Here is a 23,784-nt window from a genome sequence, read left to right as displayed (position 1 = left end):
TATTTCTGGATTTTACTACAAAAAAGTTGCCTCGCTGAAAAGAAGCGTGGTCGAAAACACGCCAACAAAAAGAACGCAGCTAAGAGGTTCCTCGTTCCCGTTTCCAAATTGTGATTGCAGCTGGAATCGTGCCTAAAATGAGGACCGCGACGCATACCCACAGGGGCCAGACAACAGGTTTATTCCATGCCAGACGATTTTCTGATCGCTGACTGGCATCAATGCGAAGATACTTGAGCGTCCCCCCGCCTAAAGAACTCGGCTTGCTGTTCTTCACCCATTGATGCGACAACCCAAAAGCAACAGGGTGATAGGTAAAGACCCACGGTGCGTCTTGTTGAAGCAGATGGTTCATCTTGCGAATGATTTCTAACCGTTCTGGTGAGTTCTCCATGTTTTTCATCTGCTCAAAGAGTTGGTTGTATTCTTTATTATCGTAGTTAGCGGTGTTTTCGCCACCGTGGGTGGCTCTGCCGTTCGGCCCATAGAGAAGAAATAGAAAATTCTCCGCATCAGGGTAGTCAGCGTGCCATCCCCAAGAGATGATTTGGAAGTTACCGTTTTTTACTTTGTCGCGAAACCGGTTGTAATCGGTGGTGCGGCTCTCCATTGTGATGCCGAGTTGCTCTAATTTATTTCGCATCCATGTTAAGTATGCTGTGGCACCTGCGGAGTTCCATGCGTTATCAAAAGAGACAACGAGCGGATCCCCTTTACTATCCTGCCCACCCGGGTAGCCGGCTTCTGCGAGAAGCTGCCGTGCTTCTTCAATAGATTTCCGAACCGGACGCTGCGTCTCGGTATCCCAATTATAGACATAAGGGTTAATGCCAACTTCCCCTGCTTCGTAACCGAAGATACCGGGTGGAACAGGACTCTGAGAACTTACACCGCGTCCGTTGATAAAAATTTCAATAAATTCCTCATAATCGAGGGCAATGGAAATTGCTTGGCGAAGTTTTTGTTTCTCTGCAGTGTATCCACCAACGGTATCGTCCAACATATTAAAAGCGAGGTATCTCGTCGTCGGTTCAACGTTGGTGCGCAGCACAATACGCTTTGCTTTCATTGATTCACTTGCAGCAGGATCACCCGTATCGTTGAAAGAAACCGCACTGTCAAACGTATCGGAAGAGATGCCAGAACTATCGTAGTAGCCTTGCAAGAATTTATTCCAACGCGGAATGTATTCCTTCTCTAATTTGTAGACGACTCTTGGAATAAACGGAATGACTTCCCATGCGTCATCCAAAAGTCCGGCTTCCCTATCGCCGGGTTCCCCGCTTGATGGGTAGCGTGCTACCCGAAAGTTTTCATTTTTGACGAGAACAATTTCTTTATGTGCGAGGAGAGTTTCCATCCGATAGGCTCCCGTTCCTACAGGAAACCTGTCAATCGTGATATTTCGATCTTCGACAACCGGTTGACTATAAAAATCAATTGCTTCTTTGGGCATCGGCGAAAAGAACGGCATCGCCAACCAATAGACAAACTGCGGATACTTCGTCTTGAGGATAACCCGATAGGTGTAACGATCCACGACCTTGACACCGGGAAATGGCGCGTCTTTTTGTCCTGCAGCAACAGCGGCTGAATATGTTTCCATACCGAGGACATAGTCCTTCAACGTACTGAGAATAGGGCAGGCGACACTTGGATCCGCCATGCGTTTAATCTGGTAGACATAATCAGCGGCAACGAGCTCACGCGTGCCTGTCATCGAAAAATCTTTAACCTCTTTAAAGCCTTTAACATCCGCGCTTGTTAAATTGCGGTAAAGCCATTCGCCGCTTTCAGTCTTCGCAAAACAGGGATGTTGCTGATACATAATCCCCTGTCGAATACGGATTTCATAAACCGCACGCGCCACCGATGCCGCAGGAGCACCTAACGGCAACTGCTGTCCATCGGCATCAAAATAACGGGGTTGTGGCACAGCCTCTGCTGTCAACGGAATCAATTCGTAGGGTCTCTTCAGGTAATGATATTGCAACGGTGGTTCATAAATCTGTTGAATGAACCTGTATTCGTCTGAACTGTAAGAGACCGCCGGATCGAAGTGTTTTGGCTCTTCATCGAATGTGCTATAGTAAATCTCTTTATCCCGCTCAGACTTCGGATATGGATTGTTCGGCACACCACAACCGACTAAAAGTGCAAGCACTATTAGTACTATGCAACATTCGTTTGAAAACAACACCTTAAAACTGATGTCCTGCGACGTGCGCTGACGTTTCGGTAATTTCATATCTTCCTTTAGGAGTGAACGCTGCTCGCGATATTTCCTCAATAGACAAGGATGGAACCCTAAAATGCATACAGAGCCGTTAACGACACCAAAGGACCGAACTTAAAAGCATCGCTCTCCTCATAGACACCATCTAACAAAGCATCCGTATCATCATAAAGCGTCTCTTGGCTCAAGGGTAGCATCACTCTCACAGACAATGGAATATTGTAGGGTGTTGCGACTGACGCGCCTACAGATGCCATACTGAAACGGAGCCCAGTATTGATATCCTGCTCCCCTGCCCAATACGCGTAAGATTGATAAAAGCCAAAATAACCTGCTTGGAACGAGAGCCAATTATTAAGACGGTAATTTAGACTGGTTGTGTAAGTCAGTTCTCTGGAACCACGATAGGTTTTGTTGTTCTCATAGAACGGAAACTTTCCGCGAATACTAACACTCGCGCCCACACCTTTGTAAAGAGGAAGGCTGTAATGTAAATCTGCCATCGGATTAAAGGTACCGGTCCCAAATTGGATATGGAGATGCTCAAGTCCTGCATCTCCTAATTTCCAAGGATCTTCTTCAGTCTGGCCAAACGGAATTGTCGTTCCGATACGACCTATTACAAAATCACTTTCCTTAAAAAGACCACGTGTATGATATCCCAAGAGAACATCTGTGTCGGCGAGTCCCCTGTAGGTCTCATTTCGGTGATGATTGTCCCGGTTGCGTATAATCGCTTCCAGTTCTGTCTGTGTAACCGGTTCAATTTCTTCAATCGTTGCCTCTTGGACTTTGGTCTCGTAAGGCACATTTGCTTCCAGTATCCACCGAGAACTGAGGTGATACTTCAAGCCAACATCAACACGGAAAACATTCAATGTAACGTGGTGTCGATGAAGCGGGACATCTATTACTTTCCTGTCTGGTGAGATACCCTTTGTTTCTAAGTGTCCACCTTGGGCATCGAACCACCGCATCATACTGAAAGAGCTCTGAAATCTCTTCATCTCTCCTGAAGTCAAACTGACTTCACCAATCCCGCCACGTGGAATTGCGGGATTGCTTCACGCGCCTCAGCTCTCCTGCACGAAACCGAGTGGGAGAAGAATGAATTGGAAACAGAGGAATATCAAAAAAATTCGAGTTCTCATAGGGGGTTCGTATCCGTTTCTAAGTTGAGCCATTCCACTTCGGCATCGGAGAGTTCAAGCCCAATGGCACCAACAGAAGAATCCATCTCCGCTAAGGTTGCCGGTCCAACAATCGGAAAAACGGGGAATGGAATGTTCAAGCAGTATGAGAGGGAAACCTGAATTGCAGAATAGCCGTATTTCTCGCCCAGTTTCTCTGCGCGGGCAAGCCTTTCAAAGTTGTCGTCATTATAATAGACGCGTACCATATCTCCATTGTCTCGGTTCTCCGGTGTGAACGCACCACTAAAGAAACCACGTGCCTGTGAAGACCAAGGCATCAGCGGAAACTGACTCCCTTTATGCCATTCACGCGCGGCATCGTCAACGCAAACGCAACCCCCCCACATCGGTTCCATCGGCACAGCAAGACTAATGTTATTACTACAAGAAACAAATCCCTGTAGCCCGTTCTCGGCGGCGTAGGTGTTAGCATCAATGATGCGTTGCGGCTGCCAATTAGAAGCGGCGGCAGCTCGGATGCGTCCTGCACCAATCTCGTCGTTCAGATAATCAATAATCGTGCTAACAGGGATCACAGGATCGTCGCGATGGAGCATGTAAAGGTCAATGGCATCGGTGCGGAGCCGGATGAGACTTTCATCGAGATCGCTTTTTAACTCTTCAGGGGAGAGACGCGGGCGAGGCACTCTGCCTTGTGGATGCCCTCCCTTATCAATGAGAAACACCTCATCTCGGTTGCCGCGTTGCCGCATCCAGAGACCGATGAGCATCTCGCTATCGCCACCGCCATAACCGTGTGCTGTGTCGAGGGCATTTCCACCCGCTTCAAAAAATGCGTCGAGCATTTCGGTGCTATAGTCGAATTTTACGGGCGAAAACATCATGGTACCCAGAATTAACTGTGAGATGTCTTTGCTAACGCCAGGAATCTTTATGTGTTTCATTACGAATACTTTCCTTATTTTATATGGGCAGACAGGTCGCGCCCTTTGTAATTACGAGATATAGGAAAATTATAGCAAATTCTCAATCTAAAAACCAGAAGAAAATAGGGTGGCGTTAGGAGATTATAGGGCGATATGAAAATATACCTACCTTTTGAAACAGGTTCGCTTTCGATTTTACCAGAAAAGCACTTGACACCAATCGGATGAATCGCATAAAATTTCAACCATTAGAGACCAAAGATTGGAGGGAAACCGATGAAAATCACAGGTTTTGAATACCGGACCATCTCCATCCCTTTTATTCCTGCGATACAGGAACATTCGGGCATGGATTATCCGACCACGTTGATTTGGGTACATACAGATGAAGGGCTGACAGGATTGGGTGAGAGCAATTCTCTGAATAGTGATATTACAGACCAAGCCGATGGAATCGCCGAAAAATATGTCGGCAAGAACCTTTGGGATATTGATCTTGCCTCCGAGTCATTTGCACTCCAGTGTGCCTTTTACGACTTAGCAGGACAGGCATTGGGAGTACCCGCTCATAAATTCATCGGCGAGAAACACAGAGATAGCGTTGAACTCGCTTATTGGTCACCGCCGATGCCAGCAGAAGCGACAGCGGCAGAAGCAGAACGTGCTGCGGACATGGGTTTTCGGGTGCATAAACTCAAGGCTCGGAAGGCGACTATCGTCGAAACAGCGCGGTTAACCAAAGAAGCGTGTGGACCCGATTTCCAGATTCGCGTTGACCCAAACACGGAATTCGGTGATCTGGAGACCGGACTACGACTCGCAGAGGATTTGCTTCCTTATAACATCGAAGTCTATGAAGACCCAATACGATTTGAGGATTTGTCTTGGTATCGTCAAATGCGGGAACAGGTCGAGGTTCCAGTTGCCCGTCATCTGGGGGCACCGCCGGGGATTTTAGAGAATATCCTTGCAGGTGCGGTGGATGCGGTCAACATGGGCGGGAATGTCGCCGGTCTCCGCAAAAGTGCTGCCGTTGCCGAAGCGGCGGATCTACCGATTTGGGTGCAGATCTTCGCCTTCGGTTCATGCGTTGCATCGACATTCGCGGCACATATCGCATGTACGCTGCCGAACTGTACAATGCCGATTGACGAACTTCCACACATCCGCGTTGATGACCTCTCTGGCGGTAGTATGGATCTCTCGAATGGTGCAATCAACCTATCGGATGCACCAGGGTTGGGTATCAGTCTTGATATGGACGCTGTTGAACGGTATCGGATCCGTTAGAGGATAGCAGTCAGCGATCAGTAGGCGAGGTTCGGAAACCTCGCCACTGGAAAGGAAAATGTATTTGGATAAGGCGAGGTAGGATCCCCTTCCCAATAATAGAGGATCCCCTCGCCAACAAATGAAGGCAAAGACGCATTGTGCCTATTTCAAGATGAGCATTTTACGGAGAAGTGAAACATTGTCCGCTTGGAATTGGTAGAAATAGATGCCGCTGGACACCTTTTCACCAATATCGTTGCATCCATCCCAATATGCCGCACGGCTCCGACTTGTGTAGTACCCCTCCTGCTGATGACCAAGATTGAGGTGGCGTACAACGGTGCCGCGCGTATCATAGATAGTGATCTGGACCTCACTGGGTTTCGCCAAGTGATACGGTATCCAAGTTTCCGGGTTAAACGGGTTGGGATAGTTCGGAAGCAGGTGCGTCTTATCTGGACGCCTCGTAGCCAAAACGTTTTCAAGCAACGCAATGGATCGTAGGTATAGGACAGACCCGTCGCTTTCGGCGAACCAGATGTCAAGTTGTGCCTCTAACGTCGCCGGGTCCAACTGCTCAAGCGTTATCCGATCCAAAAGGAACACGTTTTTAGGATAGGACGGGGCCCAGCCTTCCACGCCGTCACAGGTTTCGCTATCTTCATCCCATGTTCCCCCGAGTGCTTCGCAAAGTTCCTGCGGTGTCGGACGACGGACACAGACTCCATCGAACCACTGTCCCCCTTGTGCTTCGCATTCTGCTTGGTAGTCCCTCTCCTCTTCCTCTTCCTCTTCGTCTTCTTCTTCGTCGTCCTCTTCCTCCTCTTCGTTTTCCGGTTGTTGCTGTTGCGGTAGTGCCTGTGGAGGTTCGGGTTCGGGTTCAAGCACTGGTGGCAGTTGCCGGAGCTCTGATGGTGGAAGTGCTGGTGGTTGCTGATTCGCTGGCGGTTGTGGTTGCTGATTCGTTGGCGTTTGCGGATCTGTCGACGGTTGTTGTGGTTGCTGATTCGTTGGCGGTTGTGGATTCGTTATCGGTTGTTGTGGTTGCTGATTCGTTGGCGTTTGCGGATCCGTTGACGGTTGTTGTGGTTGTCCTGACTGTGGTTCAGGATCTGACGATTGTTGCTGTTGCCCTGACTGTGGTTGCGGAATCGTTGGCGATTGTTGCTGTTGGGACTGGCCGCTATCGTCTTGTCGCCGATCATCTTGGGGCGGATCCATATCAAAGTGAGTTGATTCGCCTTGCGGCTGTGGATTCTCCTGTTGCGGTGGGGAGGCGATAGAAACATCGACATCCGTCAACCCAGGGAGACTTCTAAGCGGAGACGTATCTGTAATTGGATTCCCCGCAAGACGTAAATACTCAAGATTAACCAAACCTGCCAAGACGTTAATATCGGTAACCTGATTCCGAGGCATTACCAGCCGCCTGAGATTTGTCAAGTTTGCCAAGGGATTGATATTACTGATGAGATTGTCTTCCATATACAGACCCGTTAATCCTATTAAGTTCGCCAAAGGTGTGAGATTGCTAATCTGATTCCCGCCAATCGATAACACTCTGAGGTTCGTTAGATATGCCAGGGGAGCGATATCACTGATAAGATTGTTCGTGATATATAGGTGGGTCAGATTCGTAGCATATTCCAGCCCCGTGAGATCTGTTATCCCGAGCCGAGCAGCTTTCAGGGTTGTTAAGTCTTGCATCGCCTCTCTTGTGATACATGTGCTTCCCTCTATACCTAATGCCGTCCGCACCGCCGCTCGTAAATTGGCATCGGCGATGAAACTGGATATCTCAATATCAACATCGGTTAGGTTGGGAAGATTTTCAAGCGGACACGGATTTGTAATCGGATTCCCCGCAAGACGTAAATACTCAAGATTGACCAAACCTGCCAAGACGTTAATATCGGTAACCTGATTCCGAAGCATTCCCAATTGCCTAAGATTTGTCAAGTTTGCAAGGGGAGTGATATCACTGATGAGATTGTCTTCCATATACAAACTCGTTAACCCTATTAAGTTCGCCAGAGGCGTGAGGTCGCTAATCTGATTCCCGCCGACCGATAACGATCTGAGGTTCGTGGCATATTCCAAACCCGTGAGATCCGTTATCCCGAGCTGAGTGGCGTTCAGTGTTGTTAAGTTTCTCATTGCGTTTATTGTGATACGCAAGTTCGGCTCTATACCTAATGCTGCATACACCGCCGCTCGTAAATTGGCATCGGGGATGAGATTCGGTATCTCAATATCAACATCGCTCAAACTGGGAAGATTCCCAAGCGGAGACGTATCTGTAATCGGGGTGCCTTCAAGACGTAGATACTTAAGATTGACCAAATCGGCTAATATACGAATGTCAGTAATCTGAGTCCAACGCATTCCCAATCGCCTGAGGTTCGTTAGATGTGCCAGGGGATTGATATCGCTGATGGGATTGCCTCCGATATACAGACCTGTTAGATTCGTTAAGTTCGCCAAGGGTGTGAGATCACTAATCTGGTTCCCGCCAATCGATAACGCTCTGAGGTTCGTTAAGTATGCCAGAGGATTGATATCGCTGATAAGATTGTTCGTGATATATAGGTGGGTCAGATTTGTGGCATATTCCAGACCTGCGAGATCCGTTATCCCGAGCTGAGTGGCGTTCAGTGTTGTTAGGCTTTTCATTGCGTCTCTTGTGATGCGCAAGTTCGTCTCTATACCTAATGCTGTCCGCACCGCCGCCCGTAAATTGGCATCAGGGATGAGACTCGGTATCTCAATGTCAACATCACTCAGGCTGGGAAGGTTCCAAAGCGGGGACGTATCTGTAATCGGAGTGCCTTCAAGACGTAGGTATGTAAGATTTACCAAATCGGCTAATATACGAATGTCAGTAATCTGAGTCCAACGCAGTTTCAATCGTTTGAGGTTCGTTAGATGTGCCAAGGGGTTGATATCGTTGATGGGATTGCCCCCGATATACAGACTTGTTAGATTCGTTAGGTTCGCCAGAGGTGTGAGATCACTAATCTGATTCCCGCCAACCGATAACTTGCTGAGGTTCGTGGCATATTCCAGACCCGTGAGATCCGTTATCCCGAGCTGAGGAGCATTTAGGAGATTCAAGTTTAGCAGTTTCTGTTGTGTGAGGGGTTCGTTTGCGTTGAGATGAAGCGCAGTCCTCACTGCATTTCTGAGATTCGCATCCGGCATCCATGTAGCAGGATCCGGTGGTTCATTCTCTACTCCATTGTCTTGGGCATAAGCACTTAGAAGCAAGCTATTCAGAACGAGTAAAAAAACACAAAGTGTGTAAAAACGTTTCATAGTTTTCAGTTCCTTTCAATTTTTAAATTTTTTCAAGTGAAGTACTTTCCGTAAGACTCGCGGCTCCTCCATATCCTTGAGAACTTGGAAAATATCACTTCTTAGCGTCTTGTTGTGTCATGCGACACCAAAATTAGAAACTTCATATTTTCACATAGGTTAATATTATTAATAGTATAGAGTATCACAAATCTCGGTTTTAATTAACTTAAAAATTGTGATAAAGTCAATTATTATAAAGGTTTATGCGAATGTTGTATTAGGTCATATTTTTTGCTATAAATAACAAAATAATAATGACTTTATCTAACACTTTGCGATTGACGCGGCTTTTCCCAAGACCTCTCCGATGCCTATTTCATATCAGACGTGGCGGAAGATGAGACTTATGGCGCAAAAGACTTGTGCGCAACCTAACAGAGGACGCGACAAAATGCTTTGGAAAGTTGGCAGGATGGAAGGTGGGATTTCCTTCCGAACCTCACCATAAATTTCAGCGGGCATTTGAAACCTGAATCTGTAGTCTAACGTTTCTATTCTTATAGAAGGAGAAGTGTAGTGCGAAGAGAAACGGTGCGCTATCTTCTTAAGGCAAAACACTACCAATAGCATAAGGAGAGACATAATGACTACAGAAGCGTATTGGAGAGTGCTAAAGAAATCAAACCGTATGCTGGCATTAAACTGGGAAACCCTCGTAGCAGCACGCACTGAAGGCGATAAAGAACGGATAAAGAGAGCCGAGCGGAATTATTTCCATTCACTGCGGAGTGCTATGGCAGCAACGCAGAACGCGGTTTCGGAGCGGTTGGCTGTCCAATGACCAAACGAAATACCAGATACGCGTGTACACGAAAAACAGAGCCTTAAAGGAACAATACGTGTATCACTGTTATTCTATGAGAAGAAGCACGTAAAATTCTTTTCTAACGTTACTTTCATTTCAAAGTAGGTGTGGATTTCTGTCGTGTGTGGCGATTTTCAACCCATTGGCGAGGTTCCTAACCTCGCCTTTTTATTATCATTTCACCCGAAAAGAAAAGGTGTTTTATTGAACAATCGCTCATATATTTTCAGGTTTTACTCTAATAGGACTTACGCAATTTTCTGATAACTACCTACGTCCCGCACACCGCTGGCGAGGTTTGAAACCTCGCCAGCAAAGGGTGCTGCGTAAGTTCAGTCTAAAAGATTGCAACAACGCGCAAATCATGGTAAAATGGACATCCACATTTCGTTATAACGCTCTATGAAGAATTCACAAATTAAGCCATCAAGGGACAGCAAACAAAAATATTATGAGTACTTCCCATCTACGTTATCTACACGTTGCACAAGACGTTCTAAAACAGATTGAGGCGACGCAAACCGACGCAATCGCACAAGCCTCTGAGATGTGCGCAGAGACAATAGCAGAAGACGGTCTCGTCTATCTATTCGGATCGGGGCATTCGCGTATGCCGGTCGAAGAAATTTTCCCACGTTACGGCAGCTTCCCGGGTTTCTTTCCTATCGTTGAATTGGCGGTTACGTTCCACAACCAGGTTGTCGGTTGCAACGGGCAGCGCCAAGCCTTATTTTTGGAAAACGTTTCAGGGTACGCAGAGGTGATCTTACGCAACTTCACCTTCGGTCCGCACGACTGCATGATGGTGTTCTCCAATTCTGGCACAAATATCCTTCCCATCGAAATGGCAATGGGAGCGAAAGCGCGGGACTTACCTCTTATAGCAGTGACTTCCATCGCACACAGCCGTTCATCGACATCGAAACACGCCTCTGGCAAACGCCTGTTTGAAATTGCAGACCTGACGATTGACAACTGCAACCCACCGGGTGATGCCGTCGTGGACATCCCAAATCTGGCGTATCCAGTCGGTCCCACATCCAGCATTGGGACGCTCTCGATCGTCAATGCAATTAAATGCCGAGTCGCTGAACTTTTGACAGAACGTGGAAAACCGCCAGTTGTACTGACCGGTGCCCATTTCCTCAGTCCCGAAGAATCAGCGAAGCAGATTGAGAGGGCTTATGACGATTATAAGGCTCGTGTACAGGGAAGTTAGCACAACACGATTTTTCCGTTGACTTTTCCCGCGCAAATCCGTATACTTTAAGAAGCACGAAAAAATGCCGGATTCCCTGAAGCAAGTTTGCATCCGATGGACATTCCGACACCAAAAACGACCACCAATAGAATCGCTGTGATGGGTGGAACATTCAACCCGATTCACTATGCACATCTGATCAGTGCCGAACAGGTTCGGACAGGATTAGGCTACGACAAGATCCTGTTCATCCCTTCTGCCAGACCACCACACAAAGTAGCAGATGGTGACATTATTGAACCGGAACATCGGTACCAGATGGTCCTCTCGGCAATCGCGGAGAATCCACATTTTGAGGTGTCACGAATTGAATTGGAACGAGCCGGTCCGTCGTACACGATTGAGACGCTGAAAGTGCTTAAAAAACGCTATGGGGAAACCACCGAACTCGCATGGATTATTGGGGCAGATTCGCTCATTGAGTATAAAGTCTGGAGAGACTTTGACGAGGTGTTGGCACAATGTGTTATGATCGCCACAACACGTCCGAGTTACGATCTGAATCGTGTTCCATTAGAAATCAGGAAAAGAGTTACGACCTTTCCAATAACAGGGGTTGATATATCCGCTACGGTTATTCGGGAACGGATTCGGGAGGGGCTTTCAATCCGGTATCTTGTGCCAGAAGATGTTCAAGCCTATATTCATCGGTATCAGTTGTATCAATAATTCTGAAAATCCGTTTAAGAAATTGAGGTTCTGAGCGTCAGAAAATAAGGAATAAAAAACGTGCAACATACATGCGGTATATGCGGAGCAGTCTACGATTTTATCTGGAAAGAGGGAACCCCTTTACCGAAAAATTTCCCTTTCTGTAGTGCGCGATGTAAGGCAGCAGATTTGTCAAAATGGCTAAACGAGGAATACGCCATTCGTACTCCGTTGCCGGACATGATATTGTCAGATACCGAGCGAGAGCTCCTTGTTGAACTCGGAGCAGACATTGATGACGACACAGACTAACTGAGCAAGGTTAACGAAGTTCAAGAATTTAACAAAAATTAAATGGATTGTACATTAGCAGAACTCCGGGCACACCCAAAGTCAGTTGAAATTCAAGAGTATCTTTCAGACAAGCTGAGCGAGAAACGTTTCCAGCATGTTCTCTCTGTACAAGAAATGACAATTGACCTCGCACGTGTTCACGGCGCAAATGTCTGGCATGCCAACCTTGCTGCGCTTTTACACGACAGCGCAAAATGGATGAGTCCTAAAGAATTATACAGCGAAGTCAAACGCTATGAAATTCATCTCGATCCAATTGAAAAGTCAAATTCATCGCTTCTGCATCCATTCATCGGTGTAAAACTCGCAATTGAAAAGTTTGCTGTAACTGAACTTGAGATACTTGAAGCCATTCGGAATCATACAACAGGCAGCCCATCAATGGGGCTTCTCTCACAGGTCCTATACGTCGCGGACTTTGCAGAACCGACACGGACCCACAAAGAGGCAGATACGGCGAGGGAACTGGCTTATACAGCATTGAAGCGGGCGGTACATTACGTAGCGCGTTCAAAGATTGCGCATCTTCTGGAGAAAGGGGTGCTGATTCACCCGAATACACTTCACACCTACAACAGCACGTTAGAGAGTCGTGAGATTGAAGAATAAGGGTGATCTTCGCGTGCCGTCGTATAGAAAGGACTTGAAACCTGGAAGGAAACATAATGGAAAATGAAAAGAACACGTTAGATATGGTAAAAGCCGCTGCAGCTGCAGCGATGAGTCGCCGCGCACAAGACGGAATTATCCTTGATCTCCGTGAACTCGATGGTTTCACAGACTTTTTCGCAATCTTCAGCGGTGTCTCGGATATACAGATAGAAGGTATCTCACAGGCAGTTCTTGAAGAACTTGAAACTAAGTGGGAACAGCGACCTTGGCATCAGGAGGGTGAGCGCAAAGCAGATTGGATTTTATTAGACTATGTTGATTTCGTTGTGCATGTCTTTCTTGCCGAGAGGCGTGCCTACTATAATCTTGAACGCTTATGGGCTGAAGCTGGCAGGATTGACTTGCCAGAATTAACGATACCCTCACATCAAGAGACATGGGAGAAAGAGATAGACCCAGATGGCGCATTGGTTTTTGGTGAACATGAGGAGGACACGCCAGAGGCATAGATTGCGTTTTGGTGAGACACGTTGTTAAAAAATCTGTGGGAAAGAAAAGGAAAGGGACTGTTTACATACCGGGGGGTAGATTAATCGACAGCAACGAGAAGAACCGTGACATTATCGGTGCCACCATAATCGAGTGCCTTGTTGATGAGTTCCTCGCCTGCCGTCTCAATATCATCGGCAGCCAAGATAATTTCAGCAATCTCGCGGTCATCGATAATTAAGTCATGTAAGCCGTCGGTACAAGCGAGAACAATGTCCCCCGGGACAAGTGGATAAGCATCGGCATTGACGGCGACGGTTGGCATCAAACCGATGGCTTTTGTAATAATATTTCGTTTTTCATGCGTACGACTCTCCTCCACTGTTATTTCGCCCTTTTCGACCATTTTTTGAACGAAAGAGTCGTCTGTCGTTATCTGCGTCAGTTTTTCATCACGTAAAACATAGAGCCGACTATCACCGACGTGAACATAAGTGAGGTAACTAAACGTAACGAAGCCTGCGATAAGAGTTGTACCCATGCCGCGTGCTTTGCGACTACTTTCAGAAGCACTATAGATCTGCTGATTTGCTTCCTCGGCAAGTTCAGTCAGAACTTCAAGCCTTTTCATGGGGCCCAAATCGGTGTGTGGAGACACTTGGGCTTGTGCCCAATTCTGAATAATTTCGAGAGCAATACGGCTTGCGATGTCACCGCTCTCATGCCCGCCCATACCATCAGTAATGGCAAACAACTGGAGCTGCGCATCAAAATAATATAGGTCTTCGTTTCGCTCACGAAGTTTACCTGTATCTGTTTTTGCTACAAACTGCATTTTTTGTATCGCCTGGATCGTCTGTGGTTAAGAATACGAAAAGGCTTAGTGCGCGCTACATTAAGGAAGGTACCAAATTTTTATTCAGAGGAACCACGTATCTTTCTCTTTTTCAGTGTTAACTAAATGAGAAAACGATAAAATTCATCTTTCGGTTTCAAAATTCGCTCCTAATCAATAAAACAATCATGTTATGATGACTATTTTGATGACACTATATCTGAAATCAATCGATGTCTTAGGGGTATGATATACCATAATGTAACGCATAAGTCAAATTAATTGAATTGTTTATATGAAGGTAAAAAGGTTATCTGCGAGTCCAAAACACCATTTCTTCGGGTATTACGGTATTAATCCTTGGGATAGTACCACAAGGTATCATCTCGCATTAGAGACAGATTTTCATACCCACCGTCCGCTGCCCGAAGATGTTGCAACAGTTGGGCTAATCCATCGGGACACGCACAAATTTATCCCGCACGCGAAAACCTCCGCTTTTAATCTCCAACAGGGAAGTATGATGCATTGGATTAAGGGCGGTGCTGGCGCGGAATTCACCTTCAATGATTGGGAAGATGGCACACTTGTGTCACGTACGATGAATCCAACCACAGGTACTGTCCGAACGATTCAGGGTGCGATCGCTGCAGTGTCGCCAACTGCGCCGCTCGCGATTGGCTTGAACTACGGACGGATGGCGCACTGCCGCGCCGTTGTCGGCTACGCTACAGACACTAAATCCACTGACGTTGAAGCGCAACCGGAGGACGATGGCTTATATCAACTCAACCTCCAAAACGGGAGTTCAAAGCTTGTTCTCTCTATTGCCGATGTCATCCGAGCGAGTGGAGACAAACAGGTGGTAGGGAAGCGGACATGGTTTAATCACGTTCTGTTCAATACAGATGGAACGCGTCTCCTATTCTTCTGCCGAGTTCGACAGGAAACAGGATTTTACACTTCGCTCTGGACAGTGAACCCCGACGGTTCCGATTTGGAAATGCAAATTCCATTCGGCTACCGAGTTTCCCATTTCGATTGGCGAACACCCACGCGGATTCTTGTTTCATCAGACATATTGGGCGAGATGGGATTCGTTGAATTTACAGATGGGCTGCGCGACTTCACACCCCTCGGGCGCGGGGTCTTGCCGAACGATGGACACGCTTCATTCTCACCAAATCGAGAATGGTTGCTTTGTGATACATACCCTCGCGGGACAGAGCGTTTGGCGCAACTCATGGTTTACAATATCGCTGAAAACCGAAAAATTGTCTTGGGTGAATTCCACCACGAAGAACAGTTCGTTGGAGATATTCGATGCGATTTACACCCACGTTGGGCACCTGATGGAAAAACAATTACCTTCGACTCGGTTCACGAAGGTTCCCGACAGATATATCTCGTGGAGTTGCCATCGTCAATCAAGTAAAGTCGCTCGAATCTCATAAGAGGGTTCTGATGTTGTTAGATGATTGTTCTCATGAAAAAATTGGACGATTGCCGAGTATTGTGAGATGCTCCCTTGCTGACATTAAGGAACGGCGCGAAGCAGTCGTTTTCACAACAGAGCCAGCATGGGAAGCCGTCAAGGGTATTGATGTCCATTCGCAACAGACTATCTATGTTGACGGAAATACGAAGGCGGATATGACAGCACTCGCAGAAGCGTGCGCGGGTGAAGTCATTTACGGTATTGGTGGGGGCTTGGCGATTGACACTGCTAAGTACGTTGCCGCAGCAAACGGACTTCCGCTGATCGCTCTTCCTACTATTCTGTCAACAGATGCTTTTTTGACGAATGCAACAGGCGTTAGAGAAAATGGATGCGTTCACTATCTTCCCTCAAAAGCACCTGACACCGTTATCATAGATATGGATGTCTTGTGCAACGCGCCCGCCTCAATGCGAGCAAGTGGTGCTGCAGATGTCCTCTCAATTGCAACAGCAATGTGGGATTGGCAGGAAGCCGAAAAGATGGGTGCGAATCCATCAACTCAGCGGGTCACACCACAAGCGATTGATATAGGAGGCACCCTTCTCCAAACCCTCTTAGATAACGCACGGGAAATTGGTAGCGGTACCCCTACAGGGTTGAAGCTTCTACTCGACCTGCTCTGTATGGAGGTGCAGGTCTGCTATCTATGTGGGCATAGCCGTGTTGAAGAAGGGAGCGAACACCATTTTGTCTATGCAATTGAGAACCATTTATCATCCATCGACGAAACAACAAATGGAGAAACAGTTTTACACGGCGAATTGGTAGGGCTCGGTATTTTACTGATGGCTGTGCTCCAATCGCAACCGTGGATGCAGTACCGCCACGCGTTAGAGTGTTTGCAAATCAACTACCGGCCATCCGCTGTTGCTCCGGATGCAATCACCGAAACGCTTATTAATTTATCTGACTACGTCACGCAACATCAACTCCCGTATACCGTCGCAACAACTTTACGGGTTACCCCCGATATCGCCGAGCGGACGATACAAACGATATTAGATTAGGGATTGGGTAACCCAACCCCTACATTAAAACTATGAAAAAGAAAAACGAACAAACAGGATCAACCCCCCAGATTTCGACGCTACATGAGCAGTCTCTCGTTATCGATTCACACAACGATGCTATCGTGGCGCATATCCGCCGAGGCGTAGGGATTGGGTCAGCCAACCCGTACAATGAAAACGTCCAAAATCCCTCGGAGTTGACTGGCACTATCGCTTATCTCCGCGGTCCTGTCCCCTCTGGAGAGGAAGCCGTTGGTATCCAACTTAACATTCCAAAAATGCGGCAGGGTGGCATCGATGCAGCGTTTTTCGCTGTTGACGTGACACGCGCATGGAAAAATCACCTCGCTTATGCGTTAGATGCGTTCGGTTGGTTCGATGCAGAGGTGACAGCAAACACGGATGACATCTGTATCGCACGGAAGGCGAGCGATATTCGTGAAGCAAAGGCGACAGGTAAACTCGCTGCAGTTCTCGTCATTGAAAACAGCGAAGCCGTCGAACGGAGCCTGAATATCCTCCGTTCACTCTATATAATTGGTGTCCGCTCAATCGGGTTGACACATAACCTGAATACATGGGCATCAACAGGAAACGACGAGGAGGACCTTGGCGGCGGTTTGACGCGATTCGGTATGGCATTGGTCAAAGAGATGAACCGTCTTGGAATGCTTGTGGATGTCTCCCATATTAGCGAGCGTGGTTTCTGGGACGTTCTGGAAATCTCGGAATACCCCGTCATCGCCTCTCATAGCAACTGCAAAACGTTGTGTCGTCACCCGCGGAACTTGAGTAACGAGCAGCTGAAAGCCTTAGCAGCCAACGGCGGCGTTGTAGGAATCACCTTCGTCCCGGGGTTTATCACTGTGGACGGCTGGCAAAAAATGCCCCCCCTGGCGCAATTGCTTAACCACATCGCCTATGCAATTGACATCGCTGGCATCGACCACGTCGGGATCGGTTCGGATTTTGACGGTGGTGGCGACCTGCTCAAAGATGCCAGTGAATTCTTCAAAATTGCAGAAGGTCTGAGCGAGCGTGGCTATTCCGATGACGATATACGAAAGGTGCTCGGTGAAAACCATCTACGCGTCTTTGAGGCGGCCTGCGGATAAAGGAAAGGTCTAATCCCTGTTGTCAGGTTCTCTCAAGTGTGCGAGAAACGGACTGCCATACCTCATCTACACCAATCCCTTTCATACAGATATTATCCTTGCACTTATCCGTGAATTGCTTACAGGGGCTGCAGGGCACAGCGTGGCGGATAGTTTGGTGTAACTCGCCGAGCGGTTGAAATCGGATGTGGTTCCCAGGACCGAATAGAGACACGGTGGGGGTCCCCACCGCTGCGGCAATGTGCATAGGACCGGTGTCATTGGTGAGAAAGAGATCGCACTTTTCGATGCAGGCGGCTAACTCCCGAATCTGAAGGTTTCCCGCAAATGCAAAGGCACGCGCGTCCATTAGATTCACAACGGTATGTACGAGTTCCGTTTCCCTTTGTCCACCAAAAATCAGGACATCAGCGTTGAAATGTTGGACCAGCTTATCCCCTATAGCTGCGAAGCGTTCGGGCATCCATTCGCGTAACTTCCAGCCTGCCCCCGGAAAGAGTCCCACCTTTAAACCGGTCTCAGTAATGCCTGCAGCGTCAAATCGCTGTGTGGCATCTGCGCGTTCAGATGACGCGAAAAACATTTCCAATCTCTGATCTACCGCTGGAATTCCGACTGCATATAACAGATCGAAGTAATGTGCTGTAGCGTGCTTGTTTCCCCGCTCACGGACGCGGACGGTGCAGAATCTACCTTTTCCAACACGCTCGGCGGCACCACTGAGATACATTAGCAGCTCAGTGCGAAACTTCCGCTGAAGATCAATCGTCAGTGTAAATTTCCGTTCGCGTAGGATACGGACGACCCGCAACATCTCACCCGTATCCTTGTTTTTAGCGAACCGGTCAAACGTAATTATTTCATCAAGGTGCGGATTTTCTCGGAGGACATCTGCCGACTGCTTTGCGACAAGCATAGCAATGTACGCATCCGGAAAATGGGAACGGACAGCTCGGATAACCGGTGTCGTAAGCACGATGTCGCCAAGGGAACTGAGCCGAATGAGTAGTATTCTCATAGTTTTCGGTTTTCGGTTGTCAGTTTTCGGTTAAGCGAGTTGCAAACGTTTTCCTTCTACAAACGAGTTACTGAAAACTATTAACCGACAACTGTTTTCTCAAGATTGTTCAATGCGTTTTCAACCAGTGTTTCTATATCCAAACCTGATTCTGCATCGGCTAATTCAGTAAGCGAAGCGCGGGTAGCAGGATGCTTGGGGACAAAAAGGGAACAACAATCCTGATGTGGACGTGTAGACACGTCAAAAGTGCCTATACGTTGTGCCTTTTCAATAATTTCAGCCTTGTCCTCACCGATGAGTGGACGCAGAATCGGGATGTCGGCAATCGCTTCAATTGTTCGGAGGTTTGTTAAGGTCTGGGAAGCCACCTGTGCGAGGCTTTCGCCAGTGACGAGTGCCTCTGCATTCACCATAGTCGCGACGCGTTGAGCGATCCGCGTCATCATTCGCCGGTACAACAGGACCCGGAACGGAGCAGGTGTTGAAGCGACGATAACTTGCTGTAACTCAGCAAATGGAACAAGATAGACCGCGCTGCGGTAGTTTGACACCGCCAAAATCTGAGCGAGTTCGATGACCTTCTCCAAGGAAGCCTTATCGGTATAGGGATAACTGTAAAAGTGAATAAAAACGGCTTTTGCACCACGTTTTATCATCTGCCATGCGGCGACTGGAGAATCAATTCCACCGGACAACATAACAAGTACTTTACCACTCACGCCCACCGGTAATCCACCAATCCCTTGAATCTTCTCTGTGGAGATATAAGCCCCATCTTGTGTTATTTTAACCCAACAAACCAGGTCGGGATTATGCATATCGGCACGCGCACCTGTTTCCTTGATGAGATACCCACCGACCTCCGCACTCACCTGCGGAGAGGTTAATGGAAACGTTTTATCTGTCCGTCTCGTCTCAACCTTAAGGGACTCGTAACAGACATTTTGGAGTTGCCGTAACGCCACCTCTTTAATCGCGGTAATATCCCTCTCAGCACGACAAGCGAGTTCAAAATAAACGATGCCCATAACTTGCTGCAAGCGTCTTTTAATTTCCGTGGTATCAGCATGTTGTTCAAGGTGAACAAGAATTCTATCATGCAGCCGCTCTACCTCTGCATATCCTGTGCCACGCAGCGCGAGTTTGATGTTATTCGTAAGTCGTTTCTCAAAAAACACTCTATTTTTGCCTTTGAGTCCAACTTCGCCGTAATGAACACTAAACAATTCTTCCATAACTTTTCTCGTGCTATAAAAATCTAAAATAAGTTAGTTGTCTCCGAAGCACGGACAGCATCTGTTAGACTAAAGTGGAGTTTAGCAACGTCCCCTAATGCATCACTGCCATGCAGCGAAATAAACTCTCTACCTGCTTCCACGACCTGATACGCACCTCTCGGTAATTGTATTTCATATTTTTCGGAAAGTGTTTCCATGCCACTCAAGAAAGCGTCACGAGCAATAATAGAGGCGGCAGCAACAGCAATGTCGCGTTCTGCTTTTGGAATCTGCTTTATCTCCATCCCCAAAGGGGCGCGAGAGGTTAAATGCTGTAAACGAGGCTCTCCATTCACTCGCTGGTGCAGCTGCTGTGTGATGAGATCATCTTTAGAAAACCTGTCAACAAGTGCGTATTTCGCACCTATCCGAGTCGCTAAGGTATGAATCGCTTCCGCATGGAGTGATGCAAGAAGGTGGTTCAGATTCTGCCCTCGTCTGCGGAGATTGGTATAAAGGGAGTTATATTCAGTGGGCATTCTTTCTACAACAACAATATGCCGTTCATACTGATCGTGCATCAATTCGGCAAGGTCCCGGATACGACGATTTGACAGCGTTTTTCCATCAGTAATGCCCAAATCGGAGAAGATTTCTCGACAGTCTCTGTCCACATAAACGGCTGCGACGACAAGCGGACCGAAATAATCACCTTTTCCTGCCTCGTCTGTGCCGATCCATGCATTCCAGTTATGTATAGTTTTCATTTTTAGGGGGTATCGGCTTTCAGTCTTCGGCTTTAACCATCAACTCGTGCTTTAACATTTATATCAGAGGGTTTTTGCTTGGGTGTTTCTTCGCGTTGATGGTTAAGGTCAAGAGGCTTTCGGAACTGCCACAAACATCTCTTTACCGCCGGCTGATACCCGAGAGCCGACTGCTATTAAGCTGAATTCCGAAGGGAGGCAAATTCAACAACCTGCTTGCCTACCGCCTTAACGCGCGTCGTTAATTCAGCATCGTGTAAATTACCGTTCGCATCAAACGCTTGAGATGAATTCGGGATTGATACGTCATTCGGCACAACCCAAGCGTGAAGGGCAGTGCCTACCGTCCGTAACATCGAAAGCGCGTTCACCGCTCCCATTCGTCCACCGGACACGCCAATAAGCCCAATAACCTTATTCTCAAATTCATCAAATCCCATTAAATCAAGGGCACTCTTAAGAACACCGCTGAAGCTGCCGTGGTATTCGGGCGATCCGAGAAGAATGCCGTGTGCCCGTTTCACCTTTTCCCGTAGTCTGAACACGCCCGGTGGATATTCGCTTTCACTTGCTACAGAACCTTGAAAAATGAGGTCGTATTCGCTGAGTTCAAGCAATTCAACTTCGGCACCTGCTTCTTCCGCAGCGGAAAGAGCGATTTGGAGTGCGGCATGTGTTGAACTACCTTGCCGTAGACTCCCACAGATCGCAACGACATAGATGGGTTGATTATTGGTCCCCTGCATTTTAGGCATCCCTTTCAGCGTCGATTTAGTATTATTCATTTATACTGACTAAAGTGCATCTTAGCATAACATAGAGATAACGGTATGTCAAAGAATTTTTATGCACCGGTAGAATCAGAATCTTTTAATTGTAACATATCTGAAACCAGACATCATCCATTCGTAATAGAAAATGCAAGATGTGTGGATATAAATTTTTCTTGACATATTTAAGTTTTTTCGTGTATCATATCTTTTAAGTTAAAACGCGGGTGCTTTTATTTAAGGGGTCGGTTGGAAACCTACCTTAACGCAAGCTGCTCGCATAGCACATCAATATGTTTTAGGCATGCGGAGGTTTACTCATGCGTTTAATCATGTATCTAATTGCTGCTGCGCTACTAATAGTCGGCAGTGCACTCACCACACACGCTGTAGTCCAAGACGACGGCTTAATTCTTTACTTCAGTTTCGATGAAGCAGATGGTAATACAGTTAAAGATGAATCAGGCGGCGGAAACGATGGCATGATCGATGGAGCGGATATTATGTCCGATGAAGTCGTCTACGGCACAGGATCCCTGTTATGCGACGAACCCGGTGACAGTGTGTCGGTCGAATCATTTCAAGAATTGGAAGATTATACAGACAATTCCTATCTCTTCTGGCTCAATTTCACCGTGCCGAACTCCGGCAGCTGGGATCAAATCATCGCGAAAAAAGCGCCAGGCTCTGACCGTTCGCCCGGTATCTGGACCTGTAACCGCGTGAGTTTGCACATCCACTACCGGTTCAATCCAGGTAACGCTGGGAGCCACTGCGTCGGTCCTGACGGCGAAGGTGATGCCTTTGACACCGGCGATTGGCACCATATTGCTGGTATCAAAGAAGGTAACGGATTCAAGTTTTACATTGATGGCGAAGTGGTCGACGAACAGACTGTTCCGGAAAGTCACGCGCAAGGCGAAGAGAAACTCTATATCGGTAAAACGGGTTATAACTCGGCGAAATTCTACCTTGATGACCTCTATATCTACGACCGAGCACTCAGTGCTGATGAGGTAGCAACCGTCATGGAGGGTGGTCTTCTCACCCCTGTGGAACCGCAAGACAAGCTCGCTACGACGTGGGGACACCTGAAAACACATCGTGATTAATTTCACACCATAAAATGTGGGATGGCTCTCACGTCGTCCCACATTTATTTTCCTATCTGCGCCTGCCTGTCCGTCACAGCTTTTACTGCTTCCCAGAGCCAAACCTATCCTCTGTTGCTACAGTAAACAAAAAGTCCACAGCAACACAACAACTGCCTTGAATTCCATCCATCTCTAATCCCTCTTCGTTTTAAATAGGACTTACGCAAGTTTCTGGTAAACCTTAAGGTCCGCCCACTGCTGGGCGAGGTTTCAAACCTCGCCAGCAAAGAGAGCTGCGTATCAGAAAATTCCATACGCAGATTTTCCTTGACACATTTAAGTTTTTTAGTGTATTATATCTGCGTGAGTTAAAACGCGGGTCTCTTATTCTTTCACAGTAGGCTTGTAAGCCACAGACTATAGGCGACTCGCACGGTACGCTAATTTTCTTTTAGACATGAGGAGGTTTACTCATGCGTTTAGTTATGTATGTCCTCGCCGTTGCCCTCTTAATAATAGGCAGCGCACTCACCACAGATGCCGCAAAGGTCGAAGATAAGGGTTTAATCCTTTACTTCAGTTTCGATGAAGCAAAAGGTGGAAATCTTGAAGATGAAACCGGCGGTGGAAATGATGGTGAAATAGTTGATGGCGCGAAGATCGTCAAGGATGAAGTCGTCCACGGTAAAGGCTCAATGTTATTCGCAAAGCCCGGGGACAGTGTACAAGTTGATTCCTTCAAAGAGTTAGCAGATTATGGGGACAACTCCTATCTCTTCTGGCTCAACTTTACGGATCCGAACTCTGGTGGCTGGGATCAAATTATAGCGAAAAAGGCACCCGGCTCTGACCGTTCACCCGGTATATGGACTTGTAACCGTGTGCCGCTGCACATCCACTATCGGTTTAATCCCGGTAACGCAGGCACGCATTGCGCAGGTCCCGACGGAGAAAACGACACATTTGATACCGGTAAATGGTATCACATTGCAGGTGTCAAAGAGGATGCCGAGTTGAAGTTCTATGTTGATGGAAAAGAAGTTGTGAAAATAGCTGTTCCGAAAGATCACGCGCAAGGGGACGAGAAACTTTACATCGGTAAAACGGGGTATAACGCTGCGAAGTTCTATATTGACGATCTCTACGTCTACGACAGAGCTGTCAGTGCGAAAGAGGTTACAGACATTATGGACGGAGGACTGCTTCCTGTTGAACCTGAAGACAAGGTTGCCACTACGTGGGGGCAACTGAAAAAGCGTCGTGACTAATTTCACACCCTGAAATGTAGGGACGGCTCCCGTGCCGTCCCATACCTACTCTTTCATCCCCGCATGTTT

At 47.4% G+C, this 23,784-nt stretch carries 21 protein-coding genes; 12 read left to right on the top strand and 9 right to left on the bottom strand.

Annotation, left to right across the window (positions count from 1 at the left end):
• Positions 1–79: 79 nt before the first annotated feature.
• The 3 genes from OXH39_19450 to OXH39_19440 all read right to left on the bottom strand — a co-directional run bounded on the left by OXH39_19450 (position 80) and on the right by OXH39_19440 (position 4,334).
• Complete coding sequence (locus OXH39_19450) at positions 80–2,248, bottom strand: ABC transporter substrate-binding protein (protein ID MCY3552638.1); 2,169 nt, start codon at positions 2,246–2,248, stop codon at positions 80–82.
• A gap of 59 nt (positions 2,249–2,307) precedes the next feature.
• On the bottom strand, positions 2,308–3,243 hold the full coding sequence (locus OXH39_19445; protein ID MCY3552637.1) for a hypothetical protein: 936 nt from the start codon (positions 3,241–3,243) through the stop codon (positions 2,308–2,310).
• Between the two features lie 140 nt (positions 3,244–3,383).
• The gene (locus OXH39_19440; GenBank protein ID MCY3552636.1) at positions 3,384–4,334 is read right to left on the bottom strand and encodes an aldo/keto reductase; all 951 of its coding nucleotides are present in this window, start codon (positions 4,332–4,334) and stop codon (positions 3,384–3,386) included.
• A 258-nt stretch (positions 4,335–4,592) separates the two neighbouring features.
• Between OXH39_19440 and OXH39_19435 the strand changes: the two genes are divergently transcribed.
• Positions 4,593–5,606 (top strand): hypothetical protein, encoded by a 1,014-nt coding sequence (locus OXH39_19435; GenBank protein ID MCY3552635.1) that lies wholly within the window; start codon positions 4,593–4,595, stop codon positions 5,604–5,606.
• A 144-nt stretch (positions 5,607–5,750) separates the two neighbouring features.
• Here the strand turns inward: OXH39_19435 and OXH39_19430 are convergent, their stop codons facing one another.
• Complete coding sequence (locus OXH39_19430; protein MCY3552634.1) at positions 5,751–8,903, bottom strand: leucine-rich repeat domain-containing protein; 3,153 nt, start codon at positions 8,901–8,903, stop codon at positions 5,751–5,753.
• A gap of 625 nt (positions 8,904–9,528) precedes the next feature.
• On the opposite strand from OXH39_19430, the gene OXH39_19425 reads away from it, so the two are divergent.
• The 6 genes from OXH39_19425 to rsfS all read left to right on the top strand — a co-directional run bounded on the left by OXH39_19425 (position 9,529) and on the right by rsfS (position 13,137).
• Positions 9,529–9,726, top strand: coding sequence for a hypothetical protein (locus OXH39_19425; GenBank protein MCY3552633.1), 198 nt, complete (start codon positions 9,529–9,531; stop codon positions 9,724–9,726).
• A 475-nt stretch (positions 9,727–10,201) separates the two neighbouring features.
• On the top strand, positions 10,202–10,969 hold the full coding sequence (locus tag OXH39_19420) for an SIS domain-containing protein (protein MCY3552632.1): 768 nt from the start codon (positions 10,202–10,204) through the stop codon (positions 10,967–10,969).
• Positions 10,970–11,065: 96 nt separating this feature from the next.
• Positions 11,066–11,680 (top strand): nicotinate-nucleotide adenylyltransferase, encoded by a 615-nt coding sequence (gene nadD, locus OXH39_19415; GenBank protein MCY3552631.1) that lies wholly within the window; start codon positions 11,066–11,068, stop codon positions 11,678–11,680.
• A gap of 60 nt (positions 11,681–11,740) precedes the next feature.
• Entirely contained in the window at positions 11,741–11,974 is a 234-nt protein-coding gene (yacG, locus tag OXH39_19410) for a DNA gyrase inhibitor YacG (GenBank protein MCY3552630.1), read from the top strand.
• A gap of 42 nt (positions 11,975–12,016) precedes the next feature.
• Positions 12,017–12,625: a bis(5'-nucleosyl)-tetraphosphatase (symmetrical) YqeK gene (gene yqeK / locus OXH39_19405; GenBank protein MCY3552629.1), complete on the top strand. Its 609-nt coding sequence runs from the start codon at positions 12,017–12,019 to the stop codon at positions 12,623–12,625.
• Positions 12,626–12,681: 56 nt separating this feature from the next.
• Entirely contained in the window at positions 12,682–13,137 is a 456-nt protein-coding gene (gene rsfS / locus OXH39_19400) for a ribosome silencing factor (protein MCY3552628.1), read from the top strand.
• A gap of 80 nt (positions 13,138–13,217) precedes the next feature.
• On the opposite strand, the gene OXH39_19395 is transcribed toward rsfS, so the two are convergent.
• On the bottom strand, positions 13,218–13,952 hold the full coding sequence (locus OXH39_19395) for a Stp1/IreP family PP2C-type Ser/Thr phosphatase (protein MCY3552627.1): 735 nt from the start codon (positions 13,950–13,952) through the stop codon (positions 13,218–13,220).
• A 295-nt stretch (positions 13,953–14,247) separates the two neighbouring features.
• Between OXH39_19395 and OXH39_19390 the strand changes: the two genes are divergently transcribed.
• Genes OXH39_19390 through OXH39_19380 form a run of 3 tightly spaced genes read left to right on the top strand, consistent with a single transcriptional unit; the run spans position 14,248 to position 17,578 of the window.
• Positions 14,248–15,387 (top strand): hypothetical protein, encoded by a 1,140-nt coding sequence (locus tag OXH39_19390; protein MCY3552626.1) that lies wholly within the window; start codon positions 14,248–14,250, stop codon positions 15,385–15,387.
• Between the two features lie 29 nt (positions 15,388–15,416).
• A complete protein-coding gene (locus tag OXH39_19385; protein ID MCY3552625.1) occupies positions 15,417–16,460 on the top strand; it encodes an iron-containing alcohol dehydrogenase in 1,044 nt (347 codons plus the stop codon).
• Between the two features lie 32 nt (positions 16,461–16,492).
• Positions 16,493–17,578, top strand: a complete 1,086-nt coding sequence (locus OXH39_19380) for a dipeptidase (protein ID MCY3552624.1) — start codon at positions 16,493–16,495, stop codon at positions 17,576–17,578.
• 22 nt (positions 17,579–17,600) lie between these two features.
• Here OXH39_19380 and OXH39_19375 read toward each other — a convergent pair whose 3' ends face one another.
• From OXH39_19375 to OXH39_19360, 4 genes are all read right to left on the bottom strand, one after another.
• The gene (locus tag OXH39_19375; protein MCY3552623.1) at positions 17,601–18,596 is read right to left on the bottom strand and encodes a glycosyltransferase family 9 protein; all 996 of its coding nucleotides are present in this window, start codon (positions 18,594–18,596) and stop codon (positions 17,601–17,603) included.
• An 80-nt stretch (positions 18,597–18,676) separates the two neighbouring features.
• Complete coding sequence (gene thiI, locus OXH39_19370) at positions 18,677–19,834, bottom strand: tRNA 4-thiouridine(8) synthase ThiI (GenBank protein ID MCY3552622.1); 1,158 nt, start codon at positions 19,832–19,834, stop codon at positions 18,677–18,679.
• A 23-nt stretch (positions 19,835–19,857) separates the two neighbouring features.
• A complete protein-coding gene (locus tag OXH39_19365; protein MCY3552621.1) occupies positions 19,858–20,583 on the bottom strand; it encodes a ribonuclease HIII in 726 nt (241 codons plus the stop codon).
• Positions 20,584–20,759: 176 nt separating this feature from the next.
• Entirely contained in the window at positions 20,760–21,368 is a 609-nt protein-coding gene (locus OXH39_19360) for an NAD(P)H-dependent oxidoreductase (protein ID MCY3552620.1), read from the bottom strand.
• Positions 21,369–21,673: 305 nt separating this feature from the next.
• On the opposite strand from OXH39_19360, the gene OXH39_19355 reads away from it, so the two are divergent.
• Entirely contained in the window at positions 21,674–22,465 is a 792-nt protein-coding gene (locus tag OXH39_19355; protein MCY3552619.1) for a LamG domain-containing protein, read from the top strand.
• Between the two features lie 455 nt (positions 22,466–22,920).
• Positions 22,921–23,715, top strand: a complete 795-nt coding sequence (locus OXH39_19350) for a hypothetical protein (GenBank protein ID MCY3552618.1) — start codon at positions 22,921–22,923, stop codon at positions 23,713–23,715.
• The last annotated feature ends 69 nt before the right edge of the window (positions 23,716–23,784 follow it).

This window comes from Candidatus Poribacteria bacterium, from assembly GCA_026702755.1.
Taxonomy (GTDB): domain Bacteria; phylum Poribacteria; class WGA-4E; order WGA-4E; family WGA-3G; genus WGA-3G.
Note: the sequence above shows the minus strand (reverse complement) of the source record. Positions and strands in the feature narration are given on the sequence as shown.